Here is a 20,453-nt window from a genome sequence, read left to right as displayed (position 1 = left end):
GTATGTCAAATCACCCTCTGTACCAAGGCGCGGCAATGTTTATTTGGCGATGTGGTCAACGGTGAAATGCGATTAAATGCTTTAGGTAATATTGCCTTCACCTGCTGGCAGGCAATTTCTAATCATTTTCCCAGGTTCAATTAGATGCCTTTCTAAATATTTTGGTAGAACGGTAGGGGCACGATAATATCGTGCCTTTCATAAGTTTTTGTTTGGGACTAAAATGCGATCGCCTCAGTTAGGCTTTGTTGCGATCGCTTCCGAGAACAACAGCGATCGCGCAGTCTGCTATTCTGTTTATCGCCTTTTTCTCAGTCACCTGCTTAAGTTAGCTACAATTTCACAAGTAGAACTTTAACATACTCTCTATTTATAAGTAGCTTCGTTTTTTAACTGTATATAAACTCCAGAATTTTTAGCCTTAATAGCGCTACCTAGAGATAACCAATAGTTAACCTAGTTTTAACTATTACTCAGGTTGATTTTGATTTTTTTTTGCATAACTCAATTCTTAAAGCGGAAACTTGAGTGTTAAATTAAAGCTGGAAGCTTGACCGTCACCCCGATCATTTTTATTCCTTTGGATCTTCTTATGCTTGCCTTAGAGAAGCCTTACACAGAATTTTCTCCTTCCACGCCACCTAAGACAGAGAATCTAAGTCTAGAATCCACCATTCAAGAACTATCACTACACGATTTTCAAATTGAGTCTTCTCATCTGGGAAAAGAAGTCACCCACACTTTTCAGCTTAATCCACTGCTACCAGGAGTCATCCTCACTGAGCAGGGTAAGTTAGTCGGGATGATTTCACGGCGACGATTTTTGGAACAAATGAGCCGTCCCTATGGACTAGAACTCTTTTTGAAGCGTCCATTATCTTCCTTATATCGCTTTGCCAATACAGATGTGTTGATTCTTCCCGGTGAGACACAGATTGTCGAAGCAACCCGTTGCTCGTTACAGCGCTCCGCTAATGCGCTTTATGAACCAATTATCGTTGAGTTAGAGATAGGAACATATCGCTTACTGGATGTGCATCAATTACTAGTAGCACAGTCAAACATTCATGAACTGGCTACCCGGCTACTCGACGAGAAAACTCAGGCTCAGCTCATTCAAACCGAAAAGATGGCAGCTTTGGGACAAATGGTTGCTAGTGTTGCTCATGAAATTAAAAATCCTGTTGGCTGCATTACCTGTAACTTTGATTTTCTCTTTAGTTACTGCCAGACATTAATCAAAGTATTGTCAGCTTATGAAGTAGAATTCCCTGAAACCTCTTCAAGTTTGAGTGGGCTAAAAGAAGAATGTGATCTAGGTTTTGTCTTAGAAGATTTACCGAAAATCCTCAAAAGCATGGAGTTAGGCTCTGAACGATTAACCAAAATTGTAGGGGGATTGCAAAGCTTCTCTCACATGGATGGAACTCATCGTAAGCCAGCAGACCTTCATGAGTGTATTGAGAGTACTTTAATTATTTTAAATAACCGCCTCAAGTCAGGCATCGCAGTCATTAAAAATTATGGCGATCTCCCACTAATTAATTGCTACTCAGGTCAACTGAGCCAGGTGTTCATGAACATCCTCAGTAATGCGATCGATGCTTTAACAGAAAAGCTCAATGAACAAGCCACTAGCTCCAAGACTTGGCAACCTCAGATTGAGATTAGCACTGATATCTTAGAACAATCCAACCAGGAGTGGGTATCGGTAACAATTGCTGATAATGGAACCGGAATGCCACTAGCAATTCAGGAGCGGATTTTTGAGATGTTCTTCACGACAAAACCTGTGGGCAAGGGAACTGGCTTAGGTTTAGCCATTAGCCATCAAATTGTCACTCAAAAACATGGAGGGCAGTTGCTTTTGCATTCTCAGCCAAACACAGGCACAGAATTTCAGATTTTACTTCCTCTTGCTTAACCACAAGCTGGCTTCTGATGCTGTTGAGGTGAAGGTGTGTGAGCCTCTGACCTTTGACTCAGTGTCGAGTTACTTAAAATTAGTGGTAAATAAACTTATTAGTAGTAAATAACAAGAGTATCAAAATATACATATTATTCACATCGGAGGTGAGTCTTGTTCATCAACTACATCACATTAATGCTGATCAATATGGTAGCTGGTCTGTTTCTGCTGGCTTACTATGTGTATCAGGGGTTTGAGGATCGGACACAGAGGCATTGGATTCCTGGGTTCGGAATGACTGGTGCGATCGCGTTAGTGACGGGTTTACACATGATCTTTACCTGGCCTGTTAGAGGTAGCTTCAACATTGCCTATGGTGAATTGTCAGTTCTGTTCGGCATTATATTCATCGGTGCATCAGTCTCTCTTGCCCAAGGATGGGACTTGCTAAGTGTAGCGATTTATGCATTCTTTGCAGGCGTGACGGCAATTGTCGTGGGCTTACGCATTATTAATCTAGGCTTGACGAGGCAGCCAGTCATTTCAGGAATTGGCTTTATTTTGACTGGATTGGGTGGTATCTGTGCCGCACCAGCACTTTATTTGAAAGCCAATCGCACGTTTCGATTAGTGGGTGTCGTTGTCCTGGTAGTCGCGGCATTAATCTGGGCAGTAACTGGGATTCAAGCCTACTGGGGTCATTTGGAAGGTTACTCGGATTGGGTGCCATCTACTATGCAATCACCATAAAGCGATCGCCTATCACCTATCCCCCTGAACAGGTGTACGAACATTCAACCAGTTTTACAGTTGTTGTGCTTGTGGAGTCGGGGATGGAGCGAGTACCCGTTTTGCCGTCTGAGTATCAGCATTTGTCTTTTCCCAAATTCTCTGTAACATCCCTTCTTGGTTGACTTGAGTACTAATTTTAGTAGGCTGTGTGTTCTTAATGTCTACTTTTGCTTGCGCTTTGATGTCTGGATACTTGGCAAATATACCTGAGAGTGCCTTACCTCGGCATTCGTGGAGTTTATAGTAGCCTTCTTGGCGATCGCATTGCCAAAACTTGAGCGCTAATTGGTGTCCTGCCATGGCTGATTTCATAGCGGCTACTGCCTTAGCTTCACCACTAGCCCTCTCGACGATAGGTAAAGTATTCCTAATCAAGTGGGCATACGTGCTAGGGTTGATGCCGCTTTTAAGCTTGATTTGCAGCATTTCTAGTTCCTCAATAGCAGCTTTGAGGGTAGTAGTGTCTAGTGTAGGAGTGCTTTGTGTTGGGGTGGGTGGGGACTGTGTTTGTGGGGGTTGGGAGGTACAGCCAAGGAAAAGAAGAGAAGCAGTAAAGGCGATCGCTAGCTTCAGTAATTGCATAGCCTGTTGTTGAGTCAAGGACTATCAACTTCAACCTGAATTCATGCCCAAAATCCGGATAACAACAGAGGCGGAATATGCTTTCAAATGTCAGATGAGGTTGTCTGTGAAAGAATCTTTGCATTTCTATAGAACGAAGCTAGACTAGATGCGAACTTGAGCGATTGCGCTTCTGCCCGCACGAGGCGCTACAGTCATTTTTTAACTAGTGGCTCCAAAGGGCAACAAAAATTCATCATGGGTGCTTTGTCCTATGCCACCACCAGTGGTGGTACGAGGGTGTGTGTACTGTATGGGCTTTATCTACCAGGAAAAATCTAATGCCACAGCAGAACAATCAGCAGCAATCGGCATCTAATAACGATCAACAACGGCTATCTAAAAAGTTTTCGTGAAGATTAAGTTGAGTTAAGCAGTAGCATACCTAAAAGCCAGAGAGTATCACGAAGGGACAATTGTTTAGCAACAGAGTGTTTTAGCGAAGCATACCATTAGGTTCTGGCTCCCTTGTGTATTGCAAGTAGCTTAAACTAATCGCAACTAACAGAGAGTTAAAGCAAAGACAATTGTGTGTGAAAGAAGCTTGTTTAAATGATATAAAGGCAAGAGCCTTCAATACACTTCACTTCCCGCTCAAATTACAAAAGTATATGCACGACCAAAGAGACCCTTGGACACTTGCTCTAGTTCTCTTCGTGTCTATTGTTGCCGTTAAGATTGGCGTTCACAATCTTGAATGGGGCTTAAAGACAGCAAGTGAAGTTATTACTCAAACAGAAGCACACAGTAATAAGTAGACCATTAGTCAGCTAGAGTGAATGCGATCGCTATTGCGTTTACCGAAGTAGTAGCAAAGCCGTCTGCAACAAACCGACAACAAAACCTAAAACTCCACCTAAATTAACAATCGCTTGCAACTCACTTTTCACAATCCCTTGAATTGTTGTCTCCAACTCCTCAGAAGACGTTGCCCTCACTCGTTCAACAATCACCTGATCAATCGATAAAATCGGAATTGCTTGCGCCACAATATTTTCTAAATCTTTCTCCAAATAGCGTTCCAAAATCAACGCCAACTCCTGACTCACCAATCCAAGTGAAGAGTTCACAGCAGCAGAATTCCGGAGCCGATTAAGGATAAGTGCCGCCACATTTGCCCAATCAATCGACTGATTTAACCCTTTTAGGAGTTCACCACCACGCTCTTGAACATAGCTGCGAACTGTATCTCGCGTTGTTTTACGCAACTGCCGCACTGTTGATACGGGTAGATTTTGCAGTGAGACATTTTGCAGCCATTTTCGCAAGCGCTCTCGAATCGCCAGAGAAACACTTAACTCAGCCAGACGAGCATTTGCCGCATCCCTTTCATCCAAGCAATAGGTTCGCAGACGTGTCAACGTATTGCGTAAACCAAACAGATTTGCCACTACCCAATACGTCCCACTCGATTTTTCCCGAAAGCCCTCATCAATAATTTGAATATTTCGATCAGTAAGGAAGTCAACGATCGCTTGCCGCAAAACATCGGGTGGTAACACCACCTGTAATAGCCAGTCAGAAAGCTTTCGGGCTTGGTCTTCAGTCAGTTGGAAATCCAACAAAACCTGATCAAAAATTTGATTAATCTGAGCTTCCAAGAAATCCTCACGACGAGCGAGTACCTTCAGCAATCGAGGTAAAGACTCACCCAGTAAATCCCGAAGGATACCTGCGAGAATTTTGGCAGTTTTCTGTTCCTTATCAAGCTGGACTTGCTCTAATCCCAGCTTTAACAACCAGAGAATCGCTCCCTGCACCCGTTCTGTTGCTAGCAAACGTCCTGCTAACGTTTGCAGCTCACCAGGGGTCAGTAGTGAACCCATAATGGTGTCAGCAATCCGCTTGGCAAGGCGTTCTTGATTGCGAGGAATCAAACCCGGTGTAAACGGTAGTTGTCGCTTACCGAAATAAATGGGCTTGTAGGGGCGAAACAGCATCTTGATGGCTATGTCGTTGGTGAAATAGCCAATAATTGCCCCCGCTATGGGAGGGGCAACGTAAATCCAAAGTGTAGCTAGATCCAAATTCAAGGTGGCAATCCAATACACGGAGGTGAAGGAATATCACAAGGAACAAGCAAAAATAAGTATCTTTTCTTCGTACTTTTTGCTTTTATCCCCTTAACCCCATCTTAGTTTGTGTATTGGTAACTCTTGCCATACTACTTTAGACTACTCAAGATACCAGCTCAGATTCTGGTGTCAGACTGGCTGCTAAGTCAGATGATCTTGGGCTTTGTCATCACTAACACTCCCATCATTCCGATCGCAATTGGATAGTGAGTAGCAGTAAAGCCTGCTCTTTGGGCTAATTTTACCTGCTCTTGCCCTGTTGGGAACCGATCTAAGCTAGGTGCGATGTAGGCGTATTCTTCAGTTAAGCCCAATTGTTCGGCAACTGGCACAACAACGTTATCGAGATACCACTGCTGAAAGGTACGCATATAAGGCTGTGTGGGACGATTGAAGTCCAACAGAGCGGCTTTAGCGCCTGGTTTAAGGACGCGGTACAACTCCGAAAGACAGCGAGGAATATTCGTTACATTACGCAAACCATACCCCATTGTGGCGCAGTCAAAATAATTGTCCTCAAACGGCAAATCCAGGGCATCAGCTTCAACCCAGGTAATTGGAGCGGGTGGTGGTTGACTTTCAGCACGTTGACGTGCGATCACCAATTGAGCGGGTGAAAAATCTACCCCATAAACTTGACCTGTGGCTCTAACCTGCCGTGCTAGCAGTTGGGCTAAATCACCACTACCACAGCATAAATCTAAGCAGACATTCCCAGCACAGGGAGAACTCCACTTTACCGCCATCAGTTTCCATACACGATGCTGACCCAAACTCAACCAATTGTTTAGCTGGTCGTAAACGGGTGCAATCCGGTCAAACAACTCGCGAATTTCCGAGGCAGGGGGTGTCACTGGGCGATCGGTCATCATTGATGAATACGGGTAACGGTGAGCGCTAAACCAACGTGCTGTGCTGACAAATGAATCAGTTTTAATTCATCTTCTTTGAGATGTGTGGTTCTTTGCTTCCACTGAAGTGATAGAACGGCTAGCAATTGATTACGGTAGACAATCGGAACCAGTAGGTGTGCCTGAATATCCGCAGCTTGGTAATGTGCGGTATTGGCTTGCTGTATCTCTCCGGGAGTATAGACCCAAGCCTGAAGTGCATGGTTATTCAGCGCTTCTTGGACAAGTGGGTCATTCTCTAAACCGTATTCAATCGTGTCAAATGTTGTATAAATCCCCCGTGCCGGGAGAAGCGCATTATTCTCTGCTAATTGTAAAATACAACAATCTGCACAAAAGCTTTCACCAAACGCCTTGGCAAGCGGTGCAAGGCAATCTTCTAAAGTATTCGAGTCCTGAGCAACCTGGACAATGGTTGCGAGTAGCTCGGTTTGCGCTTGCGATCGCTGTAGTTCTTCGGTTCGTTGCTTAAGTAGTTCATAGGTTTCAGCCGCACGTTGCACCACGGCTTTGAGTTCATTAGGGTCCCAAGGCTTCGTGATGTACTTGTAAACTTGTCCTGAGTTGATTGCCTCAACCAAATCCTCAACATCTGTAAAACCTGTCAGGATAATCCTCACCGTATCGGGAAACTGGGGTACTGTTTTACTCAAAAACTCTGTTCCCTTCATTTCCGGCATTCGTTGGTCGGAGATAATTACAGCTACTTCCCCCTCAGTGGAAAGCAAAGAGAGGGCATTGTGACCGCTTTCAGCTCTCAGGACGTTGAACTCTCGCCGAAAGGTACGGTACAGCAAATCCAGATTATCTGGCTCATCGTCCACTACCAGCATTTTCGGTTTTTTGGGTCGTTCTAAGTTCATCAACTGACGGCTGATATTGTCAAGATTGGGGATAGCCTTGTCCATAACAATACAATAAACTCCTTGCAGCAAACCTAGGCTAGCAACCAATTTAGCTAACGGCTAATATGCGGTTATATTTGCCAGGAGAAGGCAATTTTTCAGAAAAAGCTGTCAGCTATCAGCATTCAGCTATCAGCGATCGCCACCACAGCCCTGAAATACAAGTAAAGATTTGCTCTTAAGCTAACAAAGCAGTGAATCAAACCTAGCCATTTATTTCATCAAGGCGCTGTTAAATATATGGTAAAGCTGATGGCTGAAAGCTAACGGCTGACCGCTCTGAATTATTAATAGCCTAATCACGATAAATTAGAGACATCATCCCACTGGAAAAGCATCGTCAATTTTCCCTAAATCATGACTGAAATATCACCCGGCACTCCTGAGCATCACCCTCAAGCAGACTCAGGGGATGTCAATGTTAAAGAATTACTACTACTGCTGCGACGAAAAGAAAGCAACTGGGTTGAGTGGGGACAGGCTTGTCAGCAGCTACAAAAAGCAGGCTACAGTTCCCAGGCAATTTTTGAAGAAACCGGATTTGAGCCAATCCAACAAAATCAAGTGATTGTAGCGTCTCAAGTCTACGCGACGCTGGAAAAGGTTGGAATATCCGATGCGGTGCGATCGCGTTTTGAGCGGACGGGTAGTGATTCCTTGTATGAGTTACGCATCCTTACCCAACCGGAACGCGCAGCAGCGGCAGAATTTATTGTCGCAAGAAACCTCGACTCAGAGGGAGCGCGTGAGGTGGCAAAAGCTGTAAAAGAATTTTCCCGCCGTGGTTCTCCACCGCAAGGATTTTCCAATCATCCCGGTGATGCCGTTGCTTATGGGTATTGGAGAAGTGCCAGAGAGCACAATGACTTACAAGAGCGATCGCGTTTGATTGCACGCGCTTTAATGTTCGCTCACACCCAAGCAGCACGGCAACAAATCGAGAAATTGCTGACCGAATCAGTCGGCGGTAAACAGCGTCACGCCCCTCGATTCCCGTTCTACCGTCTCGAAGCCGAGGAAGGAGTGCCAAGGCTGGTGCCAGTAGCAGGTCAACTGCCACTGAAGACAAATGACCTAAAAGATTTTCCGACTCTTAACAGTAGCGGAGCCTTCCAGTTAGTTGAAGTATCTGGCAAGCAGATACTCATGGCAATACCTGGCTGGCAAGTTATCTTACAGGCGCAAGACCTGGTGGGGATTTTGTGTAACACAAGTCAGCTACCGACTCAAACGACAGACAAACCGGAAGATATCCTACTGCTCATCGACAGAATCCAGCAGGAATGGGATGCTGAGAGCTACTTTGTCGTTGACCAGGCAGGACAGATAGAAATTAAGTGGTTTCCAGACGCACCAGATACCACCCTCTTGGGACGCATCATCTTGGTGTTACGCCCGAAAAAAATTCTGGATGAAGCCTTAAGCCGTGATGTTTGGCAAATTGATGAGTAGACCTCTTGAAGAGCAATAGCTAGGACGGGCTTTTCAGCCCATCCCACTCATAGTCATTTTTTCTTGTGGGGTAGGCGTCCCGCCTGCCCAAAAATTTGATGAAAAAGAATGCTCTTCAAGAGGTCTAGTGAGAAGAGGCTATAGGAGACTAGGGGCTAGCTCCTTTTTGGCACCGATATAACTGATAGGGAAAGCCAATGCGGTAGTACTCACTAGGGTCACGGGTGCAAGGGATTTGATTAGCAATACCTACGTCCGGTTCCGCAGAACCAATCGTCAACTGCTGGGGATAGTCCCTACGCCTTAACCCGGGAGCAATTACCCAGAGATTCATTCGACCTAGCGACGACGCTGGCAGCTTTGACAGCTTTTGCCAGACAAGGTCGTATCCCAACTTACTATCGAGGAAAACAAAAGAGGTATCCTCTGCCAGAAGTTCAGTTCGTCCAGAGTTTATAAAAGTTCTGAACTCCTGAACTCCTGAACTTCTGTATTCTTCTTGTTCAACAGCCAAGGCAACGCTTAATCCCAAAGCGACATCTTGAAAGTTGTTGTATCCCATTGCAATCATCATGGGCACAACTGGTTCTAGGTTCATGTCTTGTGCTATCTGCTGAGGATTGAAGGGCTTAAGAAAGACCAAATTTGAGACGACAAAGACACAACTCAATAATCCAAGACACAGGGGGAGAATTTTTCTCCATTGCCCCATCGTTCTTGTATTGACGGCGAGACTGGCTCCTACAAGGGCAATGATAGCTGGATAGTAGACAAAGTTATACCGAGGGGCAACTGTGATGTCTTTACCTAATAGATAGACGATCGCAAGAAATTGCAGCAGTACACAAACGGTGAAACAGGAGAGTGCAAGCGTAGCAACGTGGGTTTCTGGCTGTCGCCACAGTTGCTTAAATCCACGCCAACTCTGTAAACTAACCCAACTCGTAAACCCCAGCATTAACAATGCTATTGGCACCTGAATCCATAGGGGTTGACCTTCTATTGGCAGGGCAATCACCATCAGTATCCACCCCATCAAGGTTTGGACAAGGGGCATGATGTGTTCAGGCGTTGGTAGCCAACCTGTTTCTGGACGCCCAAAATCTCCAAACAGCATGGGCAGCCAAGGCAGATAGCTCACCGCTACGCCAACAACGACAAGCCCAACGGCTAGCCAACTGCCCTTTGGTAGCCTCCGGCGATGCAACATTACTCCAATAAGTGTTGCAAGCTGGGCAATAAAAGCAAGGATGAAAAAGTAGTGGACATAGCAACCAAGGCTATTAACAATGCCCCACACTGCCCAAATCCTTGGTCGTGGTAGCTTTCGGGAATAAAGAGTTTGCTGAATTTGAACGAAGCCCAAAAGTGCAAGCGTGGTTAGTAGCACAGGTAGCGTGTAATGTCGTGCTTCCTGGGAAAGGTAGACACCAAACGGAGAGACAGCCATAAGCGCCGCTCCCATCAAGCCAGCAGTTGGAGAAAAGACGATGCGATTTAGGCAATAGATTGATGCGATCGCACAAACTCCAATCAAAGCGGGTAAAGCCCTGAGTTTCCAACTCAATGACTGAGCGACTGGTTCTAGCCAACTCAGCCATTGGTGCATTAAGCAAAAAAACAGAGGAGGATGAGTCGATTGACTCGCAACAGCTTGGGCAATCTCAGGACAACTGACATCTGGCTTTAGGGTAAATAGCTGCTGCAAAGTCGAGAGAGGAAACACAACGTCTAGAGGGACATCGACATAGAGGCGTCCTAAGCTCAGCAACGCAGTCAGTACCTCATCTAACCATAAAGGCTTGAGGTCAAGATGCCAAAACCGCAGTATGGCTCCTAGAACCATAACTCCAGCCAACGCCCAGTAATGTGTAGAAAGGTTTTTGCTGTTATTCATCTTCCGGCATCCTTGCGAAACCACTCTACAACAGACGCACGGCTTTATAGCAAAAGGTTGTTGGTTGTTTGTTATTAGTTGTTTGTTTTTTTACAAACAACCAACAACAAATAACGAAATTATCAATTCTGAGCCATAGTTTGATAAACCTGATCTATTAACTGGGTCATCGACTGGGATGCCCCGCCCACAATACGAGTGGCTACAGATCTCAAGCATGACTCTAGCTCAGAGTTTGAGACATCCTTGTCCATTGCTGCTTTATTCGGATACTTAACCTCTAAACGATGATCCAAAACAAGAATTGGAGGGAGGTTTGGTAACTGAGCAAGGGAAACTAAGCCTTTCATTAGCGCACAAGAGTCAGTCACGTCCTTTAAACAAATCAAGAGCATATCAGGGCTTTGCTCTTGGAGTTGACGGGATACTTCCGCCCAAGACGATGAGAGTAAGCCTTTAAATCCAGCGGTTTCTAAGTATTGAATCAATCCCTTAAGCCACGAGTCGTGTGGCGTTGGGGCTGAAGATTCAGAGCAACTTCGGCGTTGAAGTTTTCGCTGCCGCGTTGTCTTGGACATTTGAGGTTCGACCTTTAAGTTATCTGGCTCTTGCTGGGCGATACTCACATCCATCACGAGAATGCTAGGTTGGCGACTCATCCCAGTCGCTACTTGAAGGACTTGCAAGATGGCAGAGAACTTTGAATCGTTATCAGGTGCTAAACAGGGATAGACCGAAAGCTCAGTAATTTGATTGGCTGCCTCTGTTGTCTGATGGTCTAGCGTTACTAGTGGTAAAGCCGTTAAGTCTGTATAAGATGAGAACTCTTTCAAGTAGTTCGCTGGGTCTTTGAGCGCAGCACCATCAAGTAAGACGACATCTGGATGCCAAACACGAGTTAATAATTCAGCTTGCTCTAAATCATCTGCTTCAAGAACTCGGTAGTTGAGCTTGGAGTGTTCAAGGCTGAGTATGTCAGTCAGCGCAGAACACAAGCTTGGCTGGTCAGGCTGTGTTTCAACGATGTCAGGATGTAGGTGTAGAATTGTCAGACCACTTCGGGTACCTTCCTTATATTTCCCTAAGCGAGTCAGATTTTGGAGTAGGGCTTGCTCTTGTACTGGCAAGCTTAAGAAGCCATCAGCCTTGTGATGATAAGCTTGCTGTTTTTCTGCCTGTGTGGCTGTTACCAAGACTGGGATGTGAAGGGTTTGGGTATCTGATTTAAGAAGAGTTAAGACATCCCATCCGGAAAGTTGGGGGAGTAAGGGATTGAGTAAGATGACACAGGGTTGCAAGCTTCGAGCTTTTTCGATCGCTTCTGTCCCTGCGCGGGCAATGACAACCCGATAGTCTAAATTCTTGAGCTGTTCTGTTAAACCTTCCAAGTATCGGGGTACGGTTTCAACAATCAGCACCAAACGGTTTTGGTTCTCTTGCTGTCCTTCTTTTTGAGGATTTGGGGTTTGGGATTTGGGATTGCCTCCATTTTCCCAGTTCTGGGTTGCTCCATCTTGCTCACTGTTCTGGGGCGGACAGGGTGGTAGAAGTAGAGTGAACTGGCTTCCTTCATTGAGTTTGGAAACAAAGGAAATATCTCCACCATGTAGGTGAGCAAGGCGTTGGGTTAAGACGAGTCCTAAGCCTGTTCCTTCAAACCGCCGGGTGAGCGGTTTTTCCAGTTGTTGGAATTTCTGGAAGATTAAGTGCTGCTTCTCTGGGGGGATACCGATGCCAGTATCCCAAATTGTGAAAGCAATCCAGTCTTCCCAACGATTGACCCTCAGACCAATCTCACCCCCAGCATCTGTAAACTTGAGGGCATTGGAAAGGAGATGCATTAGCATTTGCCGTAGGCGCAGTTCGTCAGCAATGAGCATCTCTAAACCCGGCTCAATTTCCAGGGTAAAACGGGTTTCGGGTGTTGATTCTTCGTCCTGTTGGGATGCTTCTGGATGGAGTTGTTGGGCTTGGGAGTAAGCGCGATCGCATACGCTTTGAATATGTACAGGCCCCAGTGTTAGTTCTAGCTGACCCGTTTCCATCCGAGTCAGATCCAAGATATCGTTGACCACAGTCATAAGCTGTCGCCCACTCTGATAAATCAGTTGAGCATAGCGGGATTGACGTTCATTGAGTTCTCCCAATGCCTGGTCTTTTAACAAGCTTGACAACCCTAAAACCGCAGTCAGAGGGGTCTTCAGTTCATGACTAATACAAGCTAAAAACTCATCTTTCAAGCGATTGAGTTGGACTAAATCCGCATTTTTCGCTGCCAGTTCTTTCGTAACTTGTTGCTGTTCCGTTGTGTCTTGAGCCAGCACTAGCCATAAATCCGAGTTGGGTGAGGGATGAGGTGAGCGCCTCAAGTCTTGTCCAACGTTGTTAAAGTGCTGATTCCATGCTCCTGCGCGTCTTCCCTCTCTCGTAATTGGCTGCAACAGGGGAATTTTGACAAATGAGAAGACGCGCTCTTGGATGTTGTTTTTGAGGGTTTCTGATGTTGGTGTCTCAGCGCTATGTAACCCTGATGGCGTTGACAAAATCACTCGTTGTTTAAACGCTGTTGCCATCATGTGGGGCGTATCAATGGCACAGTAGCGTTGAACGGCTGCCTGAGAAGGCTCATAGCGCTCTTTGATGCTCTTTCCTGTCACCATTGGCGCACTCGTTAGTGTTTGGGAAGCCGTAGCTTCTAGGGTGGCTACTGTATTCTCCTCTAAAGCCACTTCACCAAAGCTAAGCGGTACTAGCCTCGTCGCGTCATGAGACACCGCACTACTGTGGGACGCTGAGTGCGCCTCAACAGCAGGGAAATCGAAATCTAGCATAGCGGCGGTGGTTCGTCTCACCCAATCTAGATCTTGTGAGGTTCCAATCTGCTTACGCCAAGTCAGATTTTGAGCCAGTACTTGTCCTGTAGCTGTCTGTAAGCTCAGGGGTAATGGTAGTTGTTCCAATAATTGTACTAAAGGATAAAGATCGTTTAGAACAGGTGGCTGACTGGTGTTCGCGGTTGGGGACGCGGTAAAACTTGCTGCTGTAGATTTTAAAATCAGCCAGCTATTGAGCAGTCCGAGAAACTTGCCTTCCTCGTCTACCACTGCCCAATCCGGTGAGGCAGGACAAGAGTAAAATTCCCCAACTCTTGTGTTCTTCTGAGTTGTACAGCGTCCGCAGTTCGGCGTGAGTTCATCGCCTGACTCGTCTACATAAGCCCAGAATTGGTTCAAACTTAACTGTGCCGACAAAATGGTGAGCGGTTCAATGATCGACGGCTCAAGCTGAACTATGGGTTGGTGGAAATCTACACTTGCTGTCGTGATATTGCTTTCTCCTACCCTTGCTGGTGAGAGCAAGTAGGGCATGACTTGTTGCAGCTTAACAATTCCCAGAGGACGTTGCTGTTCGCTTAGCACAACGATGGCATCACACCTTGAAGTGCGAAAAATCTCCAGTACGGCAGCAAGACCAGAGGTTTGTTGACACACTGGAGCCGCTTGAGCAAATTCTTTTAGACTGGGAGTTGGCATGGATATGACCAATCTGGCTGCAATAGTAGGGTGATGCCATGGCGGCAGCACATCTTTTTTGGGTGAATTACAAATCAGGTTTAGTAAGGCAAGATTGCTTGATTGATAATTTTTGGTACTCGTAACGAGCAAGTACAGCTCAATTATTGCTCTTAAATGGGGGTAGGGATGGCATACCAATTACAATTACTTACAATTTCCAGATTGTTTAAATTAATATGAAGTTCTTCTATAAAGAAATTGTTAAAATATTCTCGACTCAATGAGGTCGCTACTGAATTCACTCGCTTATTTTTTTAAGTTGTATTGTTTTGCCTCTTCAACTGTCTATTTGTATGTTTGTACACTCGGAATCGCTAGCTCAGTCGTTGAGCCAGATTTTGAGTAGCGATCGCTATACGTTGCATGTTACAGGCTCAGAATCTGAGTTTTTCGACTTTTTAGAGCAGTACAAGCAGCAGCTCGATTGTTTAGTTTTGCAAGATGACGGTTCATTGCTACCCGTCATCAACCGCTTGTTGGAACAAGGGACATTGCTCCCTGTTGTAATTTTCCCTAAGGAAATTAAAAGAACAGCTCATCGCGCTACGACCCATCACCTACTCAAGACTATCCAGATAACTGAGAATTCTCCACCTAGTCAGGACGACTACCTCTTCCACGCGGCGGAAGTTCAACTCGGTGTCACTCAATCTCCTGAGATTGGCGAGTTCATTGAAAAAGCGATCACTCAGTTTCTTTCGCTTTCTACTGCCTCTAGCTTACCTGAACCGTCTGCTGCTGTTGATCCCACCGCAGAACTCGCCACTCGGAGTTTTCTGATCCAGCAGCAGTGTCGATTATCTGAAAAACTCAAAGAGCGGCTAGGATACCTAGGTGTGTACTACAAGAGAAACCCTCAGCTTTTTTTACGTCATCTGTCTCAAAATGACAGGCAGAAGCTGTTAGAAAACTTAAAATTAGAGTATCGCGAAATTGTTTTGAAGTACTTCTCTCAAGAAGATAACCTGAATCAAAAAATCGATAACTTCGTTGATAAAGCCTTTTTTGCAGATATATCGGTGTCAAGGATTGTAGAAATCCATATGGAATTGATGGAAGAATTTTCCAAGCAGTTGAAGCTTGAAGGGCGAAATGAGGAGGTTTTACTTGACTATCGCCTGACGCTTATCGATGTGATTGCTCACTTAGGCGAAATGTATCGTCGTTCTATCCCTAGAGAGTTGTGACCACCACTTTTAGTGCGAAGTCGGTAGCTGTAAAATAATAACCTCTGATTACCCCTATCCTTTTGCCGAAAGGCAACAGAGGTTGTTTAATCTGTTTTGACCACCTTACTCACCAGCATTTAGCGATAAGCTTGATTTGAGCCTCTCTACCCAACCTTGTCTTTGAGTTCATCTCTGGTTGCTATTACATTCTCATCCATGATTGCTAATTGCTAATTGCTAACCTATGAGTCCGCTGAAGAAAACCTATGTTCTCAAGCTCTATGTTGCTGGGAACACTCCCCACTCTGTCAAGGCTTTAAAAACACTTAAAAATATCCTTGAACAGGAATTTCAGGGGGTGTACGCTCTCAAAGTGATTGATGTCTTAAAAAGCCCCCAGTTAGCAGAGGAAGATAAAATTTTGGCTACACCCACTTTGTCAAAAGTTTTGCCACCACCTGTCCGTAGAATTATTGGTGATCTTTCGGATCGGGAAAAAGTCTTAATCGGATTGGATCTTCTCTATGAGGAGCTTCGTGAAGAAGAATTAGATTTTTAAAGTCTTGATGGTTCTGGTGAAATAAATCCTTCCTAAGGAAAGCGTAGTAATTTTTTCCTGAGTAATATTTTTTTTGATCGAAAATATGAGTCAACTTAACCAAGGTGAGCCAAAGCTAGATAACTCAGCAACGGTAGGAGTTCAGAAAATCCGCACAATGATCGAAGGCTTCGACGATATTAGCCATGGAGGGCTACCAGTAGGTCGGACGACGCTTGTAAGTGGAACATCTGGCACGGGTAAGACTTTGTTGGCTGTGCAATTTCTTTACCATGGCATCACTTATTTTGATGAGGCTGGTGTATTTGTTACTTTTGAAGAATCTCCTACAGATATTATTAAAAATGCCTCTAGCTTTGGCTGGGATTTACAACAATTAATTAATGAAGGTAAGCTCTTTATTTTAGATGCCTCGCCTGACCCAGAGGGACAAGAAGTTGTCGGCAACTTTGACCTCTCTGCTTTAATTGAACGGATTCAATACGCTATTCGTAAATACAAAGCAAAACGAGTTTCTGTTGACTCTATGACTGCTATATTTCAGCAGTACGATGCGGCTTCGGTCGTGCGACGAGAAATTTTTCGCTTAGTTGCACGGCTCAAGCAAATCGGTGTAACAACGGTAATGACCACCGAGCGAATTGAGGAGTATGGTCCAGTCGCAAGATTTGGCGTGGAAGAGTTTGTTTCAGACAACGTGGTAATTGTTCGTAATGTTCTAGAAGGCGAACGTCGGCGCCGGACAATGGAGATTCTCAAGCTACGTGGAACAACCCATATGAAGGGAGAATATCCCTTTACAATGACGAATCAAGGAATCAATATTTTCCCTTTAGGAGCAATGCGATTGACTCAACGGTCTTCCAATGCTCGTGTCTCTTCAGGTGTAAAAACACTTGATGAAATGTGTGGCGGCGGCTTTTTCAAGGATTCGATTATCTTGGCAACGGGTGCTACGGGTACAGGAAAAACGTTGTTAGTTAGCAAGTTTATTCAAGATGCTTGCTTGCGAGGCGATCGCGCAATTCTTTTTGCCTACGAAGAATCTCGCGCTCAGCTATCTCGTAATGCTTCGTCTTGGGGGATTGATTTTGAGGAATTGGAAAAAAAAGGTCTGATGAAAATCCTTTGCACCTACCCAGAATCAGCAGGATTAGAAGACCACTTGCAAATTATCAAATCAGAAATTGCCGAATTTAAGCCGTCTCGGATTGCCATTGATTCACTTTCTGCTTTGGCACGAGGAGTTAGTAATAATGCCTTCCGTCAGTTTGTGATTGGAGTTACTGGCTACGCTAAGCAAGAAGAAATCACTGGCTTTTTTACGAACACAACTGACCAGTTTATGGGTTCTAATTCGATCACAGATTCCCATATTTCCACAATTACAGACACAATTTTGATGCTGCAATATGTGGAGATTCGCGGAGACATGTCCCGTGCGATCAATGTCTTCAAGATGCGGGGGTCTTGGCACGATACAGGGATTCGTGAATATACCATTAGTGCGGACGGTCCAGAAATTAAAGATTCGTTCCGCAATTATGAACGAATCATTAGTGGTTCTCCTACTCGCGTTACGATCAATGAGAAAAATGAACTCTCTCGGATTGTTCAAGGAGTCCGTGACAAGTCAGGGGAATGATTAAATCTGTCCTAGGAGGCTTCTGCTAGGCACTAGCATCCGCGAAGATAAGGAAAAGAGAAGATACCTTAGACTGAGTTCTTCAGCGCAGAATGACTTTTGTCTTAAGTCAGTGCCATTCGAGTTAAGTCTAATGGTATAGATGGATTTTGAGGGATAAGCTCAGCCAATGGCTATTTAATGAACTTTTCTAAAGGTCGCAACTGATTCTGCAACTCGGTAACCCGTACTTGCGTAGAATGTGATCTCAAGTTCACTTGTAAACTTTAGGACAAAGAGGACTAATAAATATGGCTGATCCCAGAGATGGAGAGGTTGTTAAACCGTTTTACGATGATCCTTTTGTTGGTCATCTATCAACACCGATTAGTGATTCTCCTGTAGTTAGGGCTTACATCAACAATCTGCCAGCCTATCGCAGAAATGTAGCTCCCTTAGTTCGGGGGGTAGAAATTGGCTTGGCACATGGCTTTTTCCTGTTTGGTCCAGAGACGCTACTCGGTCCTTTACGGGAGACAGATGTGGCTTATGTAGGCGGATTACTGACAGCGATCGCAATAGTTCTTGTCGCCACCGTAGGTATGTCTATCTATGGCATTGTCTCATTCCAAACGGGTAATGAGTTTGAATCACAAAATCCTCGTACCCCGTCGGAACTAAAAACGGCTGAAGGTTGGAGTCAGTTAACGGCTGGGTTCTTCCTTGGCGGAATGGCTGGCGCTTTCCTTGCCTTTTTCCTGTTTGAAAATTTTGATGTTGTGGATTCCATCTTGCGTGGAATCGTCAACAACAGCTAATCCTAGCTACTTTTAAACTGGCAGGTATGACTCGATAACACGTTTAAGTGAATTGGAGCCATTGTCAAGGCTAGTTTGATAGGTGATTAAAGCTTAGGTTTTTAACGCCTACTTTCACCGTCATCGTTTTAATACAAAATGTTGGGTTCTGTAGGGGCTAGACAATTAAACACTTTTTTGTTAAGCCACTCAGAACCCTACAAAACGTTAAGAATCTTTAGATAGAAGAAACTGTAGCTCACTTCGCAGTAATATCCCTTTTGTAACCCTGTAAATTTCAATAGGACAGTTTGATATGACAGGTTCATACGCGGCTTCATTCTTACCTTGGATCTTGATACCCTTAGTTACCTGGGTCTTACCTCTGATTGCGTTTAGTCTTTTCTTTATTTACATTGAAAGTGAATCCTAACTCAGTCAAATTTTAGAGCTTGTCCCATAGGGATAAAAGTCTCTTCTACTCGCTGAAGATTCCTTGCCTTCGGGTAGGGAATTTTCTTTACTAAAGTCGATTGCTTGAGTTAATAAGCTGCCGCGCCTATAACTGACATGGTGGCAGACGCTAAAAGCCTCGCCCTCATTGGCTTAAAGCCTTTTGAATTGCTTAGCTTATTGGGTGAAGGGTTTCCTCGCCACAAACAGATAATTTTGACAAACTAAAGAGAAAGGATAGCTCAGAGCGTCATCGAGCAAATCCCAAATATAGGCAAGCCACTGGGAATTTCTGATTGGTTTGGGGAATACGCCCCACATATTTCTAGGTAAAAAACCGTAACGCTTAATGTCTAGAACTTCAAATCCTGTTGCTTGACAAAGTGCTTCAATGGATGCGCGAGTGTAACGGTATTGATGATGGTATTTGTTTGGCAGTCGAGAAGCGATCGCTTCTATAAGGCTAAACTGATTGGGGAAGTGGTAACAGATAAAAAAGCCACCAGGTTTCAGGAGACGGGAAATTTCCTTTAAGCTAGTGATTTCGCTTCCTCCTGTCTCTCTAACGTGTTCTAAAACACCCACAGACACAATTGCATTGAACTGATTATCTGAAAAGGGAATAGCTGTTGGTTCCTCCCAACTCCCTTGCTTAAATTGATAAGCAACGTTATTTAGACCACTACGAAGACAAAAATCCTCGAAAGAGAAGCCAGATGTCTTATAACCTGAACTGGCAAGGAAATACGAAAAGTGACCATTCCCACATCCCCAATCTAAAACTTCGCTTCCTTGAGGGACATACTTTAAAAAATATTGATAAAGCCGACGATATTGATTGGCACTGATTAAGCTTCTAAATTGCCACAAGCTACAGCTACTATTTTGCTCTTGAATTTTAATTAATTCGTTAAGGATGGCAGCAGTAGTGTTTAAAGTATTCACTTGTGATGTAATCATTGAAGGCTGATTTCTAGGGTTATTGCTCTCAAGCTTGAGTTTTAGAAACGAGGAGATATGTGTATAAACACATTACTCTATCCATCAAGCAGGGAGACGCTTCGATAGCGGTTTTCAGTTCGCATCAGGAAACCAAAAAGCTGATGGCTGATAGCTGACAGCTTGCTGCTATAAAGGCGATCGCATAATTTTAGAAGTTTTCCCAGAAGTATTTCTCGTGCTTGTAGACATCCCGCAGTTGTTGCACAGTGGCTAAAGACAGCAAAGACTTAACGACAGCAACTAATTGTCCCCATGCCAGCAAGTGGGCTTCTGTAGAAGCGTACTTGAATTGGTGCTTGTAAAACTGAGTCCAAAACTCAGGCGCTTCCTGGCTTTTCCAGCGATTTCTCCAGCGCTTGCGCCAGCGAACAAAATCTTGATGGTTTGGTGTCTCTACACCTAAACTGGGCGGAAAGTCGGCATAGCTGACAAACTTGCTCACTCCTTTGCCGTGGACGTAAACAACGTGCTGCCAGCAGTCGATGCGATATATCTCATCTAGCTCTAGATTAAAGAGCAAAGCGACTGTCTCTTCTGTCACAAATCGAACCAGTGGGTGGAGGGTCTGAGACTTGTGATTAATTTTTGATTGGGTGATGACAAGCGTTTTCGGCTTGGGTGTTGATACCATAGAAATTGCCTCCCATTTAATGGGGCTTAATTGCGATCGCCTTTGAGTTTGCGACACTGGAAGGGCGATCGCTTTTCAATA

The 20,453-nt window shown here is 44.7% G+C and carries 18 protein-coding genes; 10 read left to right on the top strand and 8 right to left on the bottom strand.

The window, feature by feature from the left end; all coding sequences use genetic code 11:
• Positions 1–208 precede the first annotated feature (208 nt).
• From H6F98_RS25290 to H6F98_RS25280, 3 genes are all read left to right on the top strand, one after another.
• Positions 209–358 carry a hypothetical protein gene (locus H6F98_RS25290; protein ID WP_192221478.1) on the top strand — a complete coding sequence of 50 codons (150 nt, stop codon included), beginning with the start codon at positions 209–211 and terminating at the stop codon, positions 356–358.
• Between the two features lie 234 nt (positions 359–592).
• Positions 593–1,924 carry a sensor histidine kinase gene (locus H6F98_RS25285; protein ID WP_192221477.1) on the top strand — a complete coding sequence of 444 codons (1,332 nt, stop codon included), beginning with the start codon at positions 593–595 and terminating at the stop codon, positions 1,922–1,924.
• Positions 1,925–2,080: 156 nt separating this feature from the next.
• Positions 2,081–2,659 carry a DUF981 family protein gene (locus H6F98_RS25280; protein WP_192221476.1) on the top strand — a complete coding sequence of 193 codons (579 nt, stop codon included), beginning with the start codon at positions 2,081–2,083 and terminating at the stop codon, positions 2,657–2,659.
• Positions 2,660–2,713: 54 nt separating this feature from the next.
• Here H6F98_RS25280 and H6F98_RS25275 read toward each other — a convergent pair whose 3' ends face one another.
• The gene (locus tag H6F98_RS25275) at positions 2,714–3,283 is read right to left on the bottom strand and encodes a hypothetical protein (RefSeq protein ID WP_192221475.1); all 570 of its coding nucleotides are present in this window, start codon (positions 3,281–3,283) and stop codon (positions 2,714–2,716) included.
• A gap of 650 nt (positions 3,284–3,933) precedes the next feature.
• On the opposite strand from H6F98_RS25275, the gene H6F98_RS25270 reads away from it, so the two are divergent.
• Positions 3,934–4,080 (top strand): hypothetical protein, encoded by a 147-nt coding sequence (locus H6F98_RS25270; protein ID WP_192221474.1) that lies wholly within the window; start codon positions 3,934–3,936, stop codon positions 4,078–4,080.
• 39 nt (positions 4,081–4,119) lie between these two features.
• On the opposite strand, the gene H6F98_RS25265 is transcribed toward H6F98_RS25270, so the two are convergent.
• From H6F98_RS25265 to H6F98_RS25255, 3 genes are all read right to left on the bottom strand, one after another.
• Positions 4,120–5,349, bottom strand: a complete 1,230-nt coding sequence (locus H6F98_RS25265; RefSeq protein WP_192221785.1) for a DUF445 family protein — start codon at positions 5,347–5,349, stop codon at positions 4,120–4,122.
• Positions 5,350–5,543: 194 nt separating this feature from the next.
• Positions 5,544–6,269: a bifunctional demethylmenaquinone methyltransferase/2-methoxy-6-polyprenyl-1,4-benzoquinol methylase UbiE gene (gene ubiE, locus H6F98_RS25260; protein ID WP_396813348.1), complete on the bottom strand. Its 726-nt coding sequence runs from the start codon at positions 6,267–6,269 to the stop codon at positions 5,544–5,546.
• Positions 6,266–7,216: a response regulator gene (locus H6F98_RS25255; protein ID WP_192221473.1), complete on the bottom strand. Its 951-nt coding sequence runs from the start codon at positions 7,214–7,216 to the stop codon at positions 6,266–6,268. Before H6F98_RS25255 ends, ubiE begins: the two co-directional genes overlap by 4 nt.
• Positions 7,217–7,570: 354 nt before the next feature.
• On the opposite strand from H6F98_RS25255, the gene H6F98_RS25250 reads away from it, so the two are divergent.
• Complete coding sequence (locus H6F98_RS25250) at positions 7,571–8,665, top strand: RuBisCO accumulation factor 1 (protein WP_192221472.1); 1,095 nt, start codon at positions 7,571–7,573, stop codon at positions 8,663–8,665.
• Positions 8,666–8,813: 148 nt separating this feature from the next.
• On the opposite strand, the gene H6F98_RS25245 is transcribed toward H6F98_RS25250, so the two are convergent.
• Complete coding sequence (locus tag H6F98_RS25245; RefSeq protein ID WP_192221471.1) at positions 8,814–10,562, bottom strand: glycosyltransferase family 39 protein; 1,749 nt, start codon at positions 10,560–10,562, stop codon at positions 8,814–8,816.
• Positions 10,563–10,684: 122 nt separating this feature from the next.
• Positions 10,685–14,095: an ATP-binding protein gene (locus H6F98_RS25240; protein WP_192221470.1), complete on the bottom strand. Its 3,411-nt coding sequence runs from the start codon at positions 14,093–14,095 to the stop codon at positions 10,685–10,687.
• A gap of 335 nt (positions 14,096–14,430) precedes the next feature.
• Between H6F98_RS25240 and H6F98_RS25235 the strand changes: the two genes are divergently transcribed.
• From H6F98_RS25235 to H6F98_RS25215, 5 genes are all read left to right on the top strand, one after another.
• On the top strand, positions 14,431–15,324 hold the full coding sequence (locus tag H6F98_RS25235) for a circadian clock protein KaiA (protein ID WP_199348898.1): 894 nt from the start codon (positions 14,431–14,433) through the stop codon (positions 15,322–15,324).
• Positions 15,325–15,550: 226 nt separating this feature from the next.
• On the top strand, positions 15,551–15,865 hold the full coding sequence (gene kaiB / locus H6F98_RS25230) for a circadian clock protein KaiB (protein ID WP_192221468.1): 315 nt from the start codon (positions 15,551–15,553) through the stop codon (positions 15,863–15,865).
• A gap of 85 nt (positions 15,866–15,950) precedes the next feature.
• Positions 15,951–17,510, top strand: a complete 1,560-nt coding sequence (gene kaiC / locus H6F98_RS25225) for a circadian clock protein KaiC (protein ID WP_192221467.1) — start codon at positions 15,951–15,953, stop codon at positions 17,508–17,510.
• A 290-nt stretch (positions 17,511–17,800) separates the two neighbouring features.
• A complete protein-coding gene (locus H6F98_RS25220) occupies positions 17,801–18,307 on the top strand; it encodes a photosystem I reaction center protein subunit XI (RefSeq protein ID WP_192221466.1) in 507 nt (168 codons plus the stop codon).
• 295 nt (positions 18,308–18,602) lie between these two features.
• Positions 18,603–18,719: a photosystem I reaction center subunit VIII gene (locus tag H6F98_RS25215; protein WP_192221465.1), complete on the top strand. Its 117-nt coding sequence runs from the start codon at positions 18,603–18,605 to the stop codon at positions 18,717–18,719.
• A 197-nt stretch (positions 18,720–18,916) separates the two neighbouring features.
• Here the strand turns inward: H6F98_RS25215 and H6F98_RS25210 are convergent, their stop codons facing one another.
• Together H6F98_RS25210 and H6F98_RS25205 are read right to left on the bottom strand one after the other, a co-directional pair.
• Complete coding sequence (locus H6F98_RS25210) at positions 18,917–19,699, bottom strand: bifunctional 2-polyprenyl-6-hydroxyphenol methylase/3-demethylubiquinol 3-O-methyltransferase UbiG (RefSeq protein ID WP_192221464.1); 783 nt, start codon at positions 19,697–19,699, stop codon at positions 18,917–18,919.
• 190 nt (positions 19,700–19,889) lie between these two features.
• Complete coding sequence (locus H6F98_RS25205; RefSeq protein WP_192221463.1) at positions 19,890–20,372, bottom strand: hypothetical protein; 483 nt, start codon at positions 20,370–20,372, stop codon at positions 19,890–19,892.
• Between the last annotated feature and the right edge of the window lie 81 nt (positions 20,373–20,453).

This window comes from Microcoleus sp. FACHB-SPT15, from assembly GCF_014849525.1.
GTDB classification, from domain to species: Bacteria; Cyanobacteriota; Cyanobacteriia; order Cyanobacteriales; family Coleofasciculaceae; genus Symplocastrum; species Symplocastrum torsivum.
Note: the sequence above shows the minus strand (reverse complement) of the source record. Positions and strands in the feature narration are given on the sequence as shown.

Coding starts and splice junctions, on each gene's coding strand:
- H6F98_RS25285 (WP_192221477.1), top strand. CDS start 593: ATGCTTGCCTTAGAGAAGCCTTACACAGAATTTTCTCCTTCCACGCCA.
- H6F98_RS25275 (WP_192221475.1), bottom strand. CDS start 3,283: ATGCAATTACTGAAGCTAGCGATCGCCTTTACTGCTTCTCTTCTTTTC.
- H6F98_RS25270 (WP_192221474.1), top strand. CDS start 3,934: ATGCACGACCAAAGAGACCCTTGGACACTTGCTCTAGTTCTCTTCGTG.
- ubiE (WP_396813348.1), bottom strand. CDS start 6,269: ATGATGACCGATCGCCCAGTGACACCCCCTGCCTCGGAAATTCGCGAG.
- H6F98_RS25255 (WP_192221473.1), bottom strand. CDS start 7,216: ATGGACAAGGCTATCCCCAATCTTGACAATATCAGCCGTCAGTTGATG.
- H6F98_RS25250 (WP_192221472.1), top strand. CDS start 7,571: ATGACTGAAATATCACCCGGCACTCCTGAGCATCACCCTCAAGCAGAC.
- H6F98_RS25245 (WP_192221471.1), bottom strand. CDS start 10,562: ATGAATAACAGCAAAAACCTTTCTACACATTACTGGGCGTTGGCTGGA.
- H6F98_RS25240 (WP_192221470.1), bottom strand. CDS start 14,095: ATGCCAACTCCCAGTCTAAAAGAATTTGCTCAAGCGGCTCCAGTGTGT.
- H6F98_RS25235 (WP_199348898.1), top strand. CDS start 14,431: ATGTTTGTACACTCGGAATCGCTAGCTCAGTCGTTGAGCCAGATTTTG.
- kaiB (WP_192221468.1), top strand. CDS start 15,551: ATGAGTCCGCTGAAGAAAACCTATGTTCTCAAGCTCTATGTTGCTGGG.
- kaiC (WP_192221467.1), top strand. CDS start 15,951: ATGAGTCAACTTAACCAAGGTGAGCCAAAGCTAGATAACTCAGCAACG.
- H6F98_RS25220 (WP_192221466.1), top strand. CDS start 17,801: ATGGCTGATCCCAGAGATGGAGAGGTTGTTAAACCGTTTTACGATGAT.
- H6F98_RS25215 (WP_192221465.1), top strand. CDS start 18,603: ATGACAGGTTCATACGCGGCTTCATTCTTACCTTGGATCTTGATACCC.
- H6F98_RS25210 (WP_192221464.1), bottom strand. CDS start 19,699: ATGATTACATCACAAGTGAATACTTTAAACACTACTGCTGCCATCCTT.
- H6F98_RS25205 (WP_192221463.1), bottom strand. CDS start 20,372: ATGGTATCAACACCCAAGCCGAAAACGCTTGTCATCACCCAATCAAAA.